The 16,550-nt window shown below is 34.5% G+C and carries 17 protein-coding genes; 10 read left to right on the top strand and 7 right to left on the bottom strand.

Features of this window, described 5'->3' with window-relative positions; genetic code table 11:
* Positions 1-33 precede the first annotated feature (33 nt).
* From VHP32_08200 to VHP32_08190, 3 genes are read right to left on the bottom strand one after another with little or no spacing between them, the layout of a single operon-like run.
* The gene (locus VHP32_08200; protein HEX2787872.1) at positions 34-540 is read right to left on the bottom strand and encodes a CvpA family protein; all 507 of its coding nucleotides are present in this window, start codon (positions 538-540) and stop codon (positions 34-36) included.
* 56 nt (positions 541-596) lie between these two features.
* Positions 597-1,046, bottom strand: coding sequence for a GatB/YqeY domain-containing protein (locus VHP32_08195; GenBank protein ID HEX2787871.1), 450 nt, complete (start codon positions 1,044-1,046; stop codon positions 597-599).
* A gap of 10 nt (positions 1,047-1,056) precedes the next feature.
* On the bottom strand, positions 1,057-1,710 hold the full coding sequence (locus tag VHP32_08190) for a tetratricopeptide repeat protein (GenBank protein ID HEX2787870.1): 654 nt from the start codon (positions 1,708-1,710) through the stop codon (positions 1,057-1,059).
* A 136-nt stretch (positions 1,711-1,846) separates the two neighbouring features.
* Between VHP32_08190 and VHP32_08185 the strand changes: the two genes are divergently transcribed.
* The 8 genes from VHP32_08185 (at position 1,847) to VHP32_08150 (ending at position 11,091) form a co-directional block, all read left to right on the top strand.
* Positions 1,847-2,674 carry a hypothetical protein gene (locus VHP32_08185; GenBank protein ID HEX2787869.1) on the top strand — a complete coding sequence of 276 codons (828 nt, stop codon included), beginning with the start codon at positions 1,847-1,849 and terminating at the stop codon, positions 2,672-2,674.
* A 4-nt stretch (positions 2,675-2,678) separates the two neighbouring features.
* Positions 2,679-3,740, top strand: a complete 1,062-nt coding sequence (locus tag VHP32_08180) for a class I fructose-bisphosphate aldolase (protein HEX2787868.1) — start codon at positions 2,679-2,681, stop codon at positions 3,738-3,740.
* Between the two features lie 242 nt (positions 3,741-3,982).
* Positions 3,983-4,885 (top strand): DMT family transporter, encoded by a 903-nt coding sequence (locus tag VHP32_08175; GenBank protein ID HEX2787867.1) that lies wholly within the window; start codon positions 3,983-3,985, stop codon positions 4,883-4,885.
* Positions 4,878-5,873: a Gfo/Idh/MocA family oxidoreductase gene (locus VHP32_08170; GenBank protein ID HEX2787866.1), complete on the top strand. Its 996-nt coding sequence runs from the start codon at positions 4,878-4,880 to the stop codon at positions 5,871-5,873. Before VHP32_08175 ends, VHP32_08170 begins: the two co-directional genes overlap by 8 nt.
* Entirely contained in the window at positions 5,874-6,719 is an 846-nt protein-coding gene (locus tag VHP32_08165; protein ID HEX2787865.1) for a metallophosphoesterase, read from the top strand. It begins immediately after the preceding gene.
* Positions 6,716-8,140, top strand: a complete 1,425-nt coding sequence (locus VHP32_08160; protein HEX2787864.1) for a CCA tRNA nucleotidyltransferase — start codon at positions 6,716-6,718, stop codon at positions 8,138-8,140. Before VHP32_08165 ends, VHP32_08160 begins: the two co-directional genes overlap by 4 nt.
* A gap of 82 nt (positions 8,141-8,222) precedes the next feature.
* Complete coding sequence (locus VHP32_08155) at positions 8,223-8,681, top strand: MerC domain-containing protein (protein HEX2787863.1); 459 nt, start codon at positions 8,223-8,225, stop codon at positions 8,679-8,681.
* Positions 8,671-11,091 (top strand): TonB-dependent receptor, encoded by a 2,421-nt coding sequence (locus VHP32_08150; protein ID HEX2787862.1) that lies wholly within the window; start codon positions 8,671-8,673, stop codon positions 11,089-11,091. The genes VHP32_08155 and VHP32_08150 overlap by 11 nt, the downstream gene beginning before the upstream one ends.
* Before the next feature lie 92 nt (positions 11,092-11,183).
* On the opposite strand, the gene VHP32_08145 is transcribed toward VHP32_08150, so the two are convergent.
* From VHP32_08145 to VHP32_08130, 4 genes are read right to left on the bottom strand one after another with little or no spacing between them, the layout of a single operon-like run.
* Positions 11,184-12,551, bottom strand: coding sequence for an aldehyde dehydrogenase family protein (locus VHP32_08145; protein HEX2787861.1), 1,368 nt, complete (start codon positions 12,549-12,551; stop codon positions 11,184-11,186).
* 20 nt (positions 12,552-12,571) lie between these two features.
* The gene (locus VHP32_08140; protein HEX2787860.1) at positions 12,572-13,615 is read right to left on the bottom strand and encodes an NAD-dependent epimerase/dehydratase family protein; all 1,044 of its coding nucleotides are present in this window, start codon (positions 13,613-13,615) and stop codon (positions 12,572-12,574) included.
* A 4-nt stretch (positions 13,616-13,619) separates the two neighbouring features.
* Positions 13,620-14,351: an SDR family NAD(P)-dependent oxidoreductase gene (locus VHP32_08135; GenBank protein ID HEX2787859.1), complete on the bottom strand. Its 732-nt coding sequence runs from the start codon at positions 14,349-14,351 to the stop codon at positions 13,620-13,622.
* On the bottom strand, positions 14,351-15,571 hold the full coding sequence (locus tag VHP32_08130) for an anhydro-N-acetylmuramic acid kinase (GenBank protein HEX2787858.1): 1,221 nt from the start codon (positions 15,569-15,571) through the stop codon (positions 14,351-14,353). Before VHP32_08130 ends, VHP32_08135 begins: the two co-directional genes overlap by 1 nt.
* A 160-nt stretch (positions 15,572-15,731) precedes the next feature.
* Between VHP32_08130 and VHP32_08125 the strand changes: the two genes are divergently transcribed.
* Both VHP32_08125 and VHP32_08120 read left to right on the top strand, forming a co-directional pair.
* Positions 15,732-16,076 (top strand): STAS domain-containing protein, encoded by a 345-nt coding sequence (locus VHP32_08125; protein HEX2787857.1) that lies wholly within the window; start codon positions 15,732-15,734, stop codon positions 16,074-16,076.
* Between the two features lie 22 nt (positions 16,077-16,098).
* Entirely contained in the window at positions 16,099-16,521 is a 423-nt protein-coding gene (locus VHP32_08120; protein ID HEX2787856.1) for an ATP-binding protein, read from the top strand.
* Positions 16,522-16,550: the final 29 nt, after the last annotated feature.

Here is a 16,550-nt window from a genome sequence, read left to right as displayed (position 1 = left end):
GATTCCCGCCTCCGCGGGAATGACTTCGCTAAATTATTTTATAAAGCTTAATTGTTCGATATACGGTCTTGTAAATGGTATCCACATTGCGATAAAATTAAAAACTGCAGGAGCAAATCCGACCGTATAGTTATAAAAATAAGATTTACTCAAAACATTTTCAGGAATAAAATTTACTTTATTAAGCATAATCAAAATTATGCTGCATATTAATAATGCCTGAAAAGCTCCGAATGCCGTTCCTAAAATTTTGTCTATTAATGAGGTAACCGTATTTGCATTCGATATTTTTCCTGCAATGTATGTCGATACAAAATAGCAAATAAGAACAATTGTTAAAAACGAAATGACATTTGTCAGCACGTCAAACCAACCCAGCTTCGAAAAATAACCCGCAAGTTCATCATAATACATAGATGCAAAAACAATCCCGACAATTATGCCAGCAAATGAAAAAACATTTTTCAACAAGCCGGTTTTAAGTCCAATCAATCCGAATATTATCATTACAACAACTATAAAAATATCGATTTGGTTCATAAACAAAAAAAGGGCTTAATGCCCTTTTAATTTAAACTTATCATAAGCTAAATTATTTAAGCATTAAGCTTTGATTTAACAATCTCCTGAACGATAGTGCCGTCTATTTTACCTTTAAGCTCTTTCATCACTGCTCCCATAGCTTTTCCTGTGTCCTTTGCAGATGAAGCACCAATGTCACTGAGGATTTTTGAAACAATCTTCTCGGCTTCTTCTCTCGACATCTGTTCAGGCAGATACTTTGCAATAATTTCAAGCTGAACTTTTTCTTTATCGGCAATGTCGTTACGACCTGCTTTCTCAGCCATCTCGATGGTTTCTTTTCGCATCTTAACCTGTCTGTTCAGAAGCAGGATTTCTTCTTCCGGAGTCATTTCGCGATTCATTCCCGACTTATCCATCTTGATTATTTCCGCTCTTATAGAACGCAATGTTTCGGTCAGCACTGCATCCTGTGCTTTCATCGCAGACTTTAAATCCTCGTTTATCTTATCTTTAAGACTCATTATAAATAAATTATACTTTATATTTTTCAGCCTGAGCAACGTATTGAGATTTCGGATAATCTGCTTTCAACTCTTTGATGACTCTCTTTACATTCTCCTGGTCATTTGCTTTTGAATAATTTCTGATTGCATAATATAAATATTCATCATTATTTGCCAATTCTTTATTAACATCGGCAGCTTTTTCGTATTGTTTTGCAGCATCGGGGAAATTTCCATTGGTTTCCAGAACCGCAGCTACGCCTGCTAAAGCGGCAGCTTTCAGAATTTCATTATTACCGCCATAATCTTTATATAATCTTTCAGCGTTTCCATAATCTTTTGAATAATAATAACAATTTGCAAGCAATATTTTTGCAAGCTCACCGCTTGGAGTTGAACCGTATTCGTTTACGATGTAAATCAGACCTTTAAAGCTTCCGAGCGAATCACCGTTCATTGCTGTTTTAAAATCCTGCATGTCATATGCATTTTGTACTTTTGAAAGCGCAACAGCTGCATTGTCTTCGTTAGCCGATTTTTTGTTGAAGTATAAAATAACTCCTGCAATAACCACTACAAGAACAGTCAATCCGATGTATATATTCTTTTTATGGGTTTCGAAATAATCCCTTGCGTTGTAATACGTGGTTAGTAATTTGTCGTCGTTATGTTTTTTCTGCATTTATGTATTAAAATTTATCCGAACTGTAAAAATATGAAATTTTGAGGTAAAATTAAATGGCATAACGTAGAATTACAAAAACTTCCATTTAAAATGCTACAAAAAATCGCTATATTTGTAAGATTTGAGTTATTATTTGTCAAATATCGGACTTGCGAAAATATCAGGCAATGATGCTTTGGATTTTCTGAATAGAATGTCAACAAATGACCTCACTAATTTAAAACCCGGTCATTATAAAAAAACTGTTCTTACAAATGATAAAGGCAGAATCATAGATTTAATTTATGTTCTTAATGCAGGAAATTTTTCTTATTTACTAACTTCCGCAATTTATCTTGACAAAGTAATTGAACATCTTGATAAATATGTTATTATGGATGATGTTAAATTTGAAAAGATAAATGACGCTGCAAATTGCTATATAAAGTTAGATTCAATCGATGGAGCTATAACAGAGTTTAATGTTAATGATGATTTAATATTTTTCTATGACAAATTTAAGCTGAGCAAAAAAATTCTTATTGATATACAGAACAAAGGAATACCCGAGGTTGAGGTTATTTTGCCAAAGGAAGAATTTGAGCAAATCAGAATCGAAAATTTAATCCCGGCTGCTCCGAATGAGATAAATGAAAATATAAATCCTGTTGAATGCGGATTGAATGAATACGTTTCTTACAACAAAGGATGTTACATCGGACAGGAAGTTATTGCAAGGTTGGATGCACAAGGAAAGATTCCAAAACAAATGAAGTTATTCTCCTGTGACAGCAATATTAATCCCGATGATAAAATTTATTTTGAAATAAAGGACGAAAAAAAAGAATGCGGATTTGTTTCGAGTTACCTGAACAATATTAACGAGGGGCTTTGCTTCATAAGAAGTGTGAACTTAAATCCTGATTATAAATATTTTGTGAATACAAACAATAATTTTATACCAATTAAAATAATTAAATAATATAATGTTAAAAACTATAAAAGAACTTCTTGGCACCAATGAATCGCTTTTATCTTTTGACAAGCCGGCAATATCAAAAGACATGCTTCATTTGCCCGGACCTGATTTTGTCGACCGAGTATGGAAAGATTCCGACCGCTCACCTGCCGTTTTAAGAAATATGGCTTTGTTATATAATACGGGTCGCCTTGCAGGAACAGGTTATGTTTCAATTCTTCCGGTTGATCAGGGCATCGAACACTCTGCAGGTGCGTCTTTTGCTCCGAATCCAATATACTTCGATTCTGAAAATATAGTTAAGCTTGCTATCGAAGGCGGATGCAATGCAGTAGCTTCGACTCTCGGCGTGCTTGGTTCAGTTGCAAGAAAGTATTGCCATAAAATTCCTTTTATTGTTAAGCTTAATCATAACGAATTTTTATCATATCCAAATAAATATGACCAGATTATGTTTGGTAATGTAAAACAAGCATTCGATATGGGTGCCGTTGCAGTCGGAGCAACGATTTATTTTGGTTCTGATGAATCAACAAGACAAATTCAGGAAGTATCCGATGCATTTGCTTATGCACATGAATTAGGTCTTGTAACTATCCTATGGTGTTACTTAAGAAACTCAGCTTTTAACGTTAAAGGCGATAAAGATTATCATTTGAGCGCTGATTTAACAGGTCAGGCAAACCATCTTGGAGTTACAATCGAAGCTGACATCATAAAACAAAAGCTGCCTGAAAATAATGGCGGATATAACGCTTTGAAATTTGGAAAGACTCATAAAAATGTTTATGAAAAATTATGTACCGATAATCCGATTGATTTAACCCGATATCAGATTGCAAATTGCTATATGGGCAGAGCCGGATTGATTAACTCAGGTGGTGCTTCCACCGGAAAAGGTGAATCTGACATGCAGGAAGCAGTTAAAACTGCGGTCATCAACAAACGCGCAGGCGGCATGGGGCTTATCTCCGGAAGAAAAGCATTCCAGAAGCCAATGGCTGACGGCGTAAAATTGCTGAATACAATTCAGGATGTTTATCTGGAAAAAGAAATTACAATAGCATAATTTGAAATCCCCTCTTGAGAGGGGTGCCTCGGTAGAGGCGGGGTATGTAACTGAAACTAATATTTAAAACATAAATCACAAAATGAACAAACCAAAAAAGAAAGCTTTAAAGAAACACAGAAAAACAAAACAAAAGACTAAAGCTAAAATTAAAACCGCAAAAGCTAACGCAAAGAAATAATTACGTATTTAGAAAAAATTAATCACGACTAAGTCTGCTTAGTCGTGATGCAATCCCTGAATTGAAAAAATTTTTAATTGTCATTTATTTGACTTTCGCTGCAGGACTTACCCCTGTTGCCGCTAAATATGTAACCTCGGAAATTTCACCCCTTTCATTAGCATTCTTTCGCTTTGGTATCGCAACTCTCCTTTTAATACTTTTCTTTAAGTTAAAAGGAATTACTTTCAGAATAGATAAAAAGGATATTTGGTTTATGGCGATGCTTGGTGCGTTGTGCATACCTATAAATCAATTTTTCTTTTTAGTTGGAATCAGTCTTTCAACATCTTCAAATTCCGGAGTAATGTATGCAATGACACCGATGATTGCTTACCTGATTTCCATAAAAATGAAGAAAGAAAAATTCGGCTATGTGAAGCTGCTGACAATTTCTTTAACAATAATAGGTATAGTAATAATTTTCTGGGAAAGTTTAATGCAGTCACTTTCGCAGAAAAGCAGTTTATTTCTCGGGAATATTTTATTGTTCTTTGCAGTTTCAAGCTGGGCTGTCTATGTAACATTGTCAGTGAAAATGATAGAAAAATACGGTGCACTAAAGACATCTACGATTGCATTTATCTTTGGAATGGTTTTATATATTCCTGTTTTTCTCTTTGATGCTCATAATTTTACTTTAAGCAAATTAACTTTTTGGGGGGTTATAGGTTTTATACATTTATCGGTTCTCGTAGCTTTCTTGAGTTACTTTATTTATAATTATTCAGCCAAGTTTATCAAAATAAGCACGCTCACAACATTAACAAATACATCTCCGATTATAACAATAATATTTTCATATTTTCTTTTAAAAGAAACTTTTTCTGTTTATTTTATAGTAGGAGCAATAATTACTTTAGTGGGAGTTTTTTTAACCCAATTTATCGATAGAAAACCAATAAAAGAAAATATTAATGATTAAGATAACTGTAATTGGAATAGGACATTTAGGGCGGCTTCACGTAAAAAATCTTAAAGAGATTGAAAAAGAAAGAAATGATATTCAGATAACGGGAATATTCGATGCAGATTCTGAGAAACTCAATAAAGCTGCCGATGAGTTTTCAGTTAAGAAATTTGATTCGGTTGATGATGCCATTGATAATTCAGATTCCATTATTTTAGTTACTCCGACAACAACCCATTTTGAACTTGCAAAAAAAATAATCGGGAAAGATAAAAACATTTTTATTGAAAAGCCCGTAACTGAAACAATTCCTGAAGCCGATGAACTATTAAAACTTTCAAAGAATAAAAAAATAAAAATTCAGGTCGGGCACATTGAGAGGTTTAATCCCGCTGTTCTTGCATTAGAAAAATATAATCTGAAACCTTTATTCATCGAGACGCATCGACTATCGCAGTTCAATCCGAGAGGAACGGATGTTTCTGTAATTCAGGACTTAATGATACATGATATTGACATTATTTTAAAACTTGTCAACTCACCCGTGGAGCGCATCGATGCAAATGGTGTAGCAATATTAACCGATAAAATTGACATCGCTAATGCGCGGATAAGATTTAAAAATGGATGTGTAGCTAATATAACTGCATCCCGTATTTCCCAAAACAAAATGCGGAAGATGAGAGTCTTTCAGAAAAATGCATATATCTCAATAGATTTTTTACAAAATTTATCAGAAATTTTTCATCTTGAAGATAGCGATGGAAGTGAAGGATTTAGTTTTGCTTCGTTTGATATCGGCAACAATAAAAAAATTGTTTATGAAAGAGCTACCGTTGAAGATATTAACCCCATGAAATACGAGCTTAATAAATTTATTGACTCCATAAAGAATAACACCGAACCCGTTGTCAATCTTGAAGAAGGCAAACGAGCTCTTGAAGTTGCCGAGTATGTAATCAAAGAAGTAGAAAACTCTTTAACAAAAATTACCAACAATTAAGTGTATAAAATTGCTCATATATCGGACACGCATATTAAGGACGCCAAGCATATTCATTTTGAATTTTTCAATAGATTGCTGAAAGATATTAAACGAAGAAAAGTTAATCATATTTTGCTTACAGGCGACATTGTTGATTATGGAACTACTCAAGAATTTAATCTGGTTAAAAATACTTTCGATAACTATGGCTATTATGATAAAGATAAACTAACGGTTATTCCCGGTAATCATGATATTTATGGAGGACCGTCAGATAAAATGCCGTCTTATTTGTTTATTCAATATTGCAGGAAACTAAATTTTCAAAATGCTGTCAAAAAATTTAATGAGGAGTTCTTCAATTTAGACAATGTGAAAGAGTTTCCTTATCTAAAAGTAATAAATAATATTGCATTAATCGGATTAAATTCATTATATGAATGGGATTTACATGAAAACCCTAATGGCACCAACGGGTTTATAAAAAATTCTATTATAAAAAAATTAGTTAATGTTTTCGATAATAAAGAAGTAAGAGACAAAATAAAAATTGTTTTAATTCATCATCATTTTAGCGAACCAATGTTCAGGAAAAATCATATTGAACAGAGAATGTGGCTTGAGACTGAAGAAAATAAAATGAAATTATACAACAAAAAAGGGTTGATAAAAATATTTACTAAATATAAAGTTGATTTTGTTTTGCACGGACATACACATATAAGCGAATCTTATAAGATTGATAATGTTACCTATGTTAATTCTTCAGGATGCGTGAATCCATTTACAAAAGAGAAGAAAAGAGAATATCACATGATTACAATTGATAATAATAAAACAAAACTTGAGAAAGTTGCAATATGAAGTTAAAGATTGAAAATAAAATAATAAAAAAAATTTCTGAAATCGCTAAGGAATCAAATGTTGATGCATACTTAGTCGGTGGATACGTCCGTGATTTAATCTTAAAACGCGAAGATAATGATATTGATATAACAGTAATCGGCGATGGGATAAATTTTGCAGAGCTTATTGCAAACAAATTTAATACGAAACCATCGGCTATATATAAAAAATTCGGAACTGCACTCATTGAAATTGATAATTTAAAAATTGAGTTTGCTTCTGCCAGAAAAGAAAGCTATAAAAAAGATTCGAGAAAACCGGATATTGAGTTTTCGACACTCGAACATGACCTGTCACGCCGTGATTTTACCATTAACACGCTTGCAATCAGCTTAAGCGATGATGGACATGAAATTATTGATGTTTTTAATGGTATAGCTGATTTAGACAATAAAATTATAAAAACTCCTCTTGAACCGGAGAAAACTTTTGATGATGATCCTCTGAGAATAATGCGTGCAATTCGATTTGCTTCGCAATTGAACTTCAGAATTGAAGGTGATACCTATAAAGCAATCGTCAAAATGAAAAACCGTTTGGTTCCAGATGAAGTGGTTTCACAGGAACGTATAACCGATGAATTTCTAAAAATTCTTGCTTCACCAAAACCTTCGATTGGTCTGGACTTGATGTTCAAAACAGGAGTAATGGAAATTGTTTTTCCCGAAATTTCAAATCTTGCAGGAGTAGAACAACGCCAGGATTACCATCATAAGGATGTTTTTTATCATACTCTTCAGGTCGTCGATAATATTTCAAGGATGACTGATAATGTCTGGCTCAGATTTACTGCGCTTGTTCACGATATTGCAAAACCAAAAACAAAGAAATTTATCGAAGGCACCGGCTGGACTTTTCACGGACACGAAGATGCCGGCGCAAGAATGATGAAAAAGATTTTTAACCGGTTGAAATTACCCTATGATAGGCTTCCTTATGTTGAAAAGCTAGTGAGAATGCATCTTCGCCCTGCTGCTGCTGCTAAAGAAGAAGTTTCCGACTCGGGCATAAGACGACTTGCCGCCGATGCCGGCGAAGAGCTAGAAGATTTGCTTACTCTTTGCCGTGCAGATATTACATCAAAAAACCCCAATAAAGTTTCTGAAGTACTTGCAAATTATGAGCGTGTAGAGAAAAAAATTCTTGACGTTCAACAGAAGGATAATTTGCGAAACTTTCAATCCCCTGTCCGCGGTGAAGAGATTATGGAGATCTGCAAACTTAAACCATCAAAAACCGTCGGCATAATTAAAACCGAAATAGAAGAAGCAATTCTCGAAGGAATTATCCCGAACGAATACGATTCAGCAAAAGAGTACTTATATCAAATAAAAGATGGTATTCTTCAAAAAGCTCCAAAAGAACACTTTTTAATTTAAATTCCAAACTCTATTTGCAAACGATTCGCGATTTTTAACTTGCAATTCATTCGCATATAATTTATTTTGCAAATGATTCGCAATTAATTTTACGACCATCAAACATAAAATTATACAACAGCTTGATTTTATAGGACTTTCGGCATCAACCATTTGCGCAATACACTGCGCATTAATGCCGTTCATAATAGTCACTTTACCTTTATTAGGGTTAGAATTTATTGCAAATCCAATGATTGAGTTCATAATTATCGGACTAAGTTTTATAATCGGGTTGTTCACGCTTCGCGCTGGTTATTTTGAACATCACGGAAGAATTACTCCGGTGTTAATTTTTATTATCGGATTAATAATTGTAATAATCGGTCATGTATTTTTCCATAGCCATTCACACATAGAAGAAGCCGATGAACATTTCAATGAATATATGTTTTTCATAATTGCTCCTCTTGGCGCGCTTCTTATTGCGTATGCTCACTTCATAAACCGAAAATGGACAAAAACTAGGTGCACACATCGGCATTCATCAAATGAAGACTAAATTTTTATTCATATTTATATTCTTATTTTTCATTTCTTCAATCTCATATTCCCAGAATAATTTATCCGGAAAAGTTTTGGATGCGTCAACACAAAAACCTTTATCCGGAGCAATAGTTTCAATTTCTGATTTAAAAATCAGCACGGCAACAGACACAAACGGATATTATTTGTTGGATAATCTCCCTGAAGGAAATTTTGCATTAAACATAAAATATACCGGCTATAAATCTATTACTGAAAGGATTAATATATTAGGAAGTATGAAATTGAATTTTGAATTAACGGAATCAATTGTAGAAATTTCGGAGATAGTCGTAACCGGAACAAATAAAGCAACCGAACTTCGTGATAATCCTCTTTCAATTTCGACAATCGCCAATCAATCTTTATTTAATTCGACTTCTACGAATATAATAGATGCCTTAAGTAAAACTCCCGGAATTTCACAATTAACAACAGGAACAGGAATTTCAAAACCTGTTATTCGCGGGTTAGGTTATAACAGAATCATTACATTATACAATGGTATTCGTCAGGAAGGACAACAATGGGGTGATGAACATGGTATTGAACTTGATGAATTTTCAATTGATCGTGTCGAGATTCTCAAGGGACCGGGAAGTCTTGTCTATGGCTCGGATGCACTTGCAGGAGTAATAAATTTTCTTACTCCCGACCCTCTACCTCGCGGCGAAATAATGACAAATTTTGCCACCAATTATCAAACAAACAATAATTTTCTCCGTGCAACGATTTCAAATGCGGGGAACATAAACGGATTTAATTGGCTCGTTCGGGGAAGTTCTAAACTTGCAGGAAATTTTCAGAATAAATACGATGGTAAAGTTTATAACTCGGGATTTAATGAATGGAATGTCAATGGATACCTTGGTTTAAATAAAAGCTGGGGTTATTCACATCTGAATTTTAGTTTCTTTAATCAAAACCTTGGGATCGTTGAAGGTGAACGTGACAGTTCAGGAGATTTTGTTAAACTTGTTAATGAAAACGGTGAAGTTATCGAAGTTCCTGTAAATCAAAACGATTTGAATGGATATAATATCGATGTCCCAAAACAAAATATTCAGCATTTAAGAATATCAAATACATCAAATTTATTTTTTGGTAAAACAAATCTCGAGTTTTCATTTGGTTATCAAAAAAATATCAGAAAAGAATTTGCAAATCCACTTGATGAAAACGAAACAGAACTTTATTTCTTGTTGAATACATACGATTATGATGTTAAATATAACTTGCCTGCAATGAACGGCTGGCTTACTTCATTCGGCACAAATGGAATGTATCAGACGAATTTAAATGAAGGAGTGGAAGCATTAATTCCCGATTACAATTTATTTGACATCGGTGCATATTTAATCACACAAAAGAATTTTGGAAGATTTAGTCTGAGCGGCGGTGTTCGTTTTGATAACCGCCATGTAAATTCTAAAGGAATGTATTTTGACTCTGAAGGTTTAACTACATCTACAACAGATTCAATTAAGTTTTCTCCTTTCAATAAAAATTTTTCAAGTTTATCAGGAAGCATAGGATTTTCATATTTCTTTGATGAAGATTTTTCAATGAAGCTGAATATTGCTCGCGGATTCAGAGCGCCTAACATTGCTGAGCTTGGTTCAAATGGGGTTCATGAAGGCACAATAAGATATGAAATCGGAAACGATAACTTAAAACCCGAACACAGTCTACAGGGAGACTTAGGATTTTTTCTGAATACAAGCCACGTTTCATCGGAACTAAGCGTGTTTTATAACAGCATCGATAATTATATTTTTCTTGAAAAACTTATTAACACAACTGGACAGGACAGCATAGTATACCCGAAAGACCCGCTTGCAGTCTTTAAATTTGTTCAGGGAAATGCTTATTTACTTGGCGGTGAATTTTCCATAGACATTCATCCGCATCCTTTGGATTGGCTTCATTTTGAAAACAGCATCGCGTATGTTCTCGGTATTCAAAGAAACCAGCCGGATAGCATGAAATATCTTCCATTCATTCCTGCTGCCCGACTGCGTTCGGAGCTCAAAGCTGAGATAAATAAAATCGGAAGTTTTATTAATGACGGATATGTATTTGTCGAGGGTGATTATACTTTTGCACAGAATAATTATTTCAGTGCCTTTAATACTGAAACTGCGACTCCGTCTTATTTATTATTCAGTGCAGGTTTTGGCGGAGACATTATTAACAATAACGGCAATACAATCTTAAAATATATACTTTCGGTTAATAATATTTTCGACGTTGCATATCAAAATAATATGAGCCGTTTAAAGTATGCTCCCGAAAATCTGGCAACAGGAAGAGAAGGGATTTATAACATGGGGAGGAATATAAGCTTTAAGGTTTCGGTGCCGTTTATGTTCAGTGTGAAGAAGTAAAAATTTTTATCATTTTGAACGAAGTGAAGAATCCCATTTTAAAATCGAATGGGATTCTTCGTCGTTACACTCCTCAGAATGACACGGTGGGTTTATTTCTTATACGATACTTTCTTTGGAATTGTAAATTGTCTCATTCCATCAATTGAGCCGATATAACCAAAACCGCTTTGTTTGATTCCAACCCACGGAGTTCCTGGAACACCGCCGATGCCCTGATTCAAACCTATCATACCCGATTCAATTTTTCTCGCAAGCTCTTTGCCCTTGTTCACATTTTTTGTCCAAATTGTAGCTCCCAATCCGAACGTTGAGTCATTTGCTTTCTCCAAAGCTTCATCTGCATTTTTGACTTTCTGAATGCAAACAACGGGTCCGAAAGTTTCCTTTTGCATAATTGCGTGCTTGTCCGCTAAATCCGTTATCACAGTCGGCTCGATAAAAAATCCTTTATTCTCGATTTTCTTTCCACCGTATAAAATCTTTGCGCCCTTTCTTTCAGCTTCTTCGATTTGGTTTAACACATGATTTCTCTGGTTTTCACTTACCATTGGTCCCATATGAACGTCTTCTTTACCATTTCCGACTTTCCAGTCCTTAACATTCTTAAGTACAAGTTTTTCGAATTCATCTGCAATTTTTTCTTCAACATAAATTCTTTCTACCGAAACGCAAACTTGTCCGGAGTTTCTAAGTGAACCGTTGACAGCATACTTTGCTGCTTTATCAAGATCAGCATCTTTTAACACAATCATAGGATCTTTTCCGCCAAGCTCAAGAACGATTCTGTTCAATCTTTTTGATGAAGCTTCCATAATTCTTTTCCCGACCTCCTGAGAGCCAACAAAAGCAACCATATCAACGTCAGAAGTAATCAAAGTCTCACCAACCTCCTCAGCGCCCTGTAAAAGATTGATAGCGCCTTTTGGAAAATGCCTGTTATAAATTTCATAAACGGCTTTGCCGGTTAACGGAGTAAGTTCGGAAGGTTTAAAAACCACAGTATTGCCTGCAAGAATGGCAGATGTAATTAATGATTCAGGCATTCCGACAGGAAAATTCCAGGGAGTAATTACAGCAACAACGCCAATAGGTGCACGATGAAGTTCAGTAATCGTATTTTCATGTGAAAGCATTTGAGTATCAAACGCTTCTGTTGCCATTTCAACAGTTTCTTCAATTGCATATGAAGTCCCAAGAACTTCCCCGACAGCAGCTTTAATCGGTTTGCCCATTTCCATTGTAATCAATTCGCCGATTCTATCTTTTTCCTTTGCAAAATCTTTGGCAACTTTTCGCATTGCAGCAATTCTGTTTTTTAGTGGAACATTGCACCACTGACGATAAGCTTTTCGGGCAAGCTTTATAGCAGATGCAATTTCACCGTATGAAGAGCATTTAATTTTTTCAATCAACTCCCCCGTTGCAGGATTAATATCCAGAATAAATTTTTGTTTCATTGTGTTCATAGTAGTAGTAATTATAATGCTTTTTTAAATAAACCCAGAACTCCCTGCTTCCAGGCAATTCTGTGTGTTACGCCGGTTCCCTGTTGTATTTTATCCTTATTATCAAGATACCATTGATACGACCTTATCAGTGCCTGCGCATTTGAATATTGCGGTATCCAGCCGAGTTTCTTCTCGGCTTTTTCGATTGACACATAAGAATCGGTATCAGCCGTTCCGTATATCCATTTGTATAAAGGTGATACGTTTAATATTTCAAAAAATCTTAACATCGGCTTAATTAGCTTTGCAGGCGTTGTCATAATTTTAGAACCCGTTCCTGCATATTCAAGCATAGCGCCGACATCTTCATTTACTGTTTTAAATTCTTTTGCACCAACGTTGAATGTATCGTTGATAGTTTCCAAAGGTAAAGTTGAACATAAAAATATTGCCGTTACCAAATCTTCAACTTCAAAAAGCTGGTAGCGGTTTTTTCCGTTTCCGATAATCGGAATCTTAACACCTGACTCAACCCAATCGTAAAGAATCTGGAAAACCCCGAGACGTGCAGTTCCGATAAAGCTCTTTGGTCTTAATATTGCAATCGGCAATCCTTTTGCTCTGAACTCCTCGCAAACTTCTTCAGCCATTACCTTGCTTTCACCGTAAGGTCCTACACCGTGACGCTGATGGGTTTCATAAAGCGGATGAACGTCCGGAACTCCATAAACAGCAGTTGAAGAAATATGAACAACTCTGTTCACTTTATTTTTCAATGCTGCTTCAAGAACAGTTCTTGTTCCGCCGACATTTGTTTCATAAATGTCTTTTTTCTTCCATAGAGGAAGCGCCGCTGCGCAGTGAATAATCACGTCAACTCCGCGCATCATTTCATCCATCTGCTTAGGGTCTCGAACATCACCGTAAATATATTTGATTGCGGGATTATATTCTCCTTCCTCAAATGGAGCAATATCAAAGAATGTAGAATCTTTGAATGGTGTTATTTCATTTATCCTTGTTGCTATATGATAACCAAGAAATCCGGCTCCCCCGGTAACAACTACCTTCATCCTATTAATATTCTCCTAAAACTTTTATGATTGAATTTCTCACTGATTTAAATTTTTCCGATACTAAATCGAAAATTATGTTACTTATTTCTTCAGGTTTGACCCATTTCTTTATATCATCATCACTTCCCCATTCACGGTTGGCAGGTGTATCAATAATCGAAGGCACAACTGTGTTAGCTCTTATATTAAATTCTTTCATTTCTTCCGATACAGTATCCATTAACGAAATCACCCCGGTTTTGGCATAACCATAAGCAAATCTTGCCGGAGTTGTTTCCAAAGCCGCTAAAGCGCCAATTGAAACAATACGACCGAAGTTATATGTCCTCATATAAGTTAGGCATCTTCTTGTAAAATTCAACGTTGACATAAAATTAAAATCAAACATCCTCTTAAAATATTCGTTGTCCATATCCGCAACTTGTTTCGGAGGAGCAATGCCGCCAATTGTATTAACCAAAATGTCTATTCTATTCTTTTCAAGCTTTGCGACACTGTCAACAAAGTTATTCACGGAAATTTCATCGGTTGCATTACACTCGAAGCCGTAAATCTTTTTTAGTTTAAACTCATCATCTGGCTTTGATTCATTAAATACTTTCTTAAACTCGTCAATCGTAAGTGCAGGGACATAAACTTTCATCCCTTCGGAAGCGAACTTATTAACTATTGTTCTGCCTAATGCACCTGTTCCGCCTGTTACAATAGCAACTTTAGTTGAATTATCTGTCATCAGTTCGCAACACTTAATTTACCAAGGATAACATTCTTCTTAGCTCCCGTAACAGATAAAACATTTGCGCTGTTTCCTCTAATAGCTTCATTAGCAAGTAAAGCAAACAACAATGCTTCTTTGTTTTCTGCAGTTACACCCGAATGATTCATTACTACAACCTTTGCAGGATAAAGTTCTTCTAATCTTTTCTTAACATATAAATTCTTTGCACCGCCGCCGCTTAAAATAATTTCATCTATATCTGCATTTATAAAATTCTTAATACTGTAATCAATTGCGTAAGCAGTATATTCTGAAATGGTTCTTATGATATCTTCTTTAGGTATGTTTTTGACTTCTCTATCGCCGCCGTTGTTGGTGTTTTCACCAACAACAGAAAACTTCTCTAAAATTTTATTCAGCAATATTCCGTAATGCTCTCTGCCGGTTGACTTAGGTGGCTTGGCAGCAACATATTTATCTTCTGTTTTCAAGAAGGAAAAAAGTTTATCATTTATCTTACCTGAAAAAGCAATCTTTCCGTCTTCATCAAATTGTTTTGAGTAAAGAACATTCATAGCTCCATCAATAAGCATATTTCCGGGACCGCAGTCAAAAGCAATAATATCATTAAGATTTCCACCGGCTTGCAGATATGTTAAATTAGATATTCCGCCGATATTTATCAATATCCGGTTAAGTTTTTTATCTCTGAAGAGCACATGATCAAGATAAGGCACCAATGGAGCGCCATCACCACCAACAGCAATATCAGCCGTCCTGAAGTCTCCAATTGTTGTAATTCCGGTTTTATTGGCAATAACCGAAATATCACCCACCTGCAATGTGGATTTGAATGAATAATCTGAAATTTTGTAGTAAGATGGTATATGATGAATTGTCTGACCGTGAGAACCTATCAAATCTATGCTTTCTTTATTAATGTTATGTTTTTGCAGAAATTTGTTAATACAATCAGCAAATAAATGTCCTATCAGGAAATTTAATTTGCATATATTTTCAACGCTGGCGGTATCGTTTAATGAACAATTTAAGGTAAATTCCTTTATTTCCGGTAGAATTTTAAAGGAATCGAATGTTTTTACTTCAAAATTTGTTGTTTCAGAAGAACCCTTTACAGTCACTTGAATTATATCTACAGAATCAACGGACGTTCCCGAGAGAATTCCGATTATATTCAGCGATTCTTTATTAAAAACATCCTTTAAATTTTGCATCTAAATCTGTAACAAATATACACTAAATACGAATTATAATCTATGAAATAACTATAGTATATCAGAAACTATTGATTTTATATTATTTATTATCAGAAACTTATATATGTATTTAATATTACAATTATTTTCACAATTTTCGTGAAACTAAATTTTTAAAATGGAAGAGTTTAACATCGAGATTAAAAATAATGGGGATATAGCGAAATTATATCTAAATGGTTTTCTGGATGCCCATACCTCAAGCGAACTTGAAAAATGCTTCGAAAAGCTAATTGAGGAAAATAAATACAAAGTTGTGGTTAATTTCGAAAAATTGTCATATATCAGCAGTGCAGGGCTTGGAGTTTTTATGGCTTATATTGAAACTATGCGAGGAAATAATGGCGACATAAAGCTAACAAATATGACTGAAAAGATTTATAATATTTTTGACATGCTTGGATTTCCGATTTTATTCGAGATTTATAATGAAGAAAATACGGCTTTAGAAAAGTTTAATTAAGAAGATACACAAAGACGATAGAATGAATTCCGGGGGGAACAATAAAATAACGATAACAAGCTCAACGAAAAATCTTTCGGCAGTCCGAAATTTTGTTGAACATAAAGCTATTGAGCTTGGATTTGATTCAAACATCGTAAACCAGATAATTTTATCGGTCGACGAGGCTTGCACCAATATTATCAAATATACCCACCGATTTGATGAAAACGAAAAGATTGAAGTTAAGATTGATGTTAGAGATCGTGAGTTCAGAATCATACTAAAATACAAAGGCAGAGATTTTGACCCTAACAAAATGACAGAACCTGATATGAATGATTACTTTAATCATTTCAGAGTCGGAGGTCTCGGAATTCCTATGATGAAAAAATTCATGAATAAAGTCGAGTATAACCATAAAAGCCCGAATCAGAATTCACTGACTTTAGTAAAAATTATATAACCCTCTTTTAAAATTCCTGTTTCCCTAAC

This window comes from Ignavibacteria bacterium (assembly GCA_036262055.1).
In the GTDB taxonomy this organism is placed as follows: domain Bacteria; phylum Bacteroidota; class Ignavibacteria; order Tepidaquicellales; family Tepidaquicellaceae; genus DATAJP01.
Note: the sequence above shows the minus strand (reverse complement) of the source record. Positions and strands in the feature narration are given on the sequence as shown.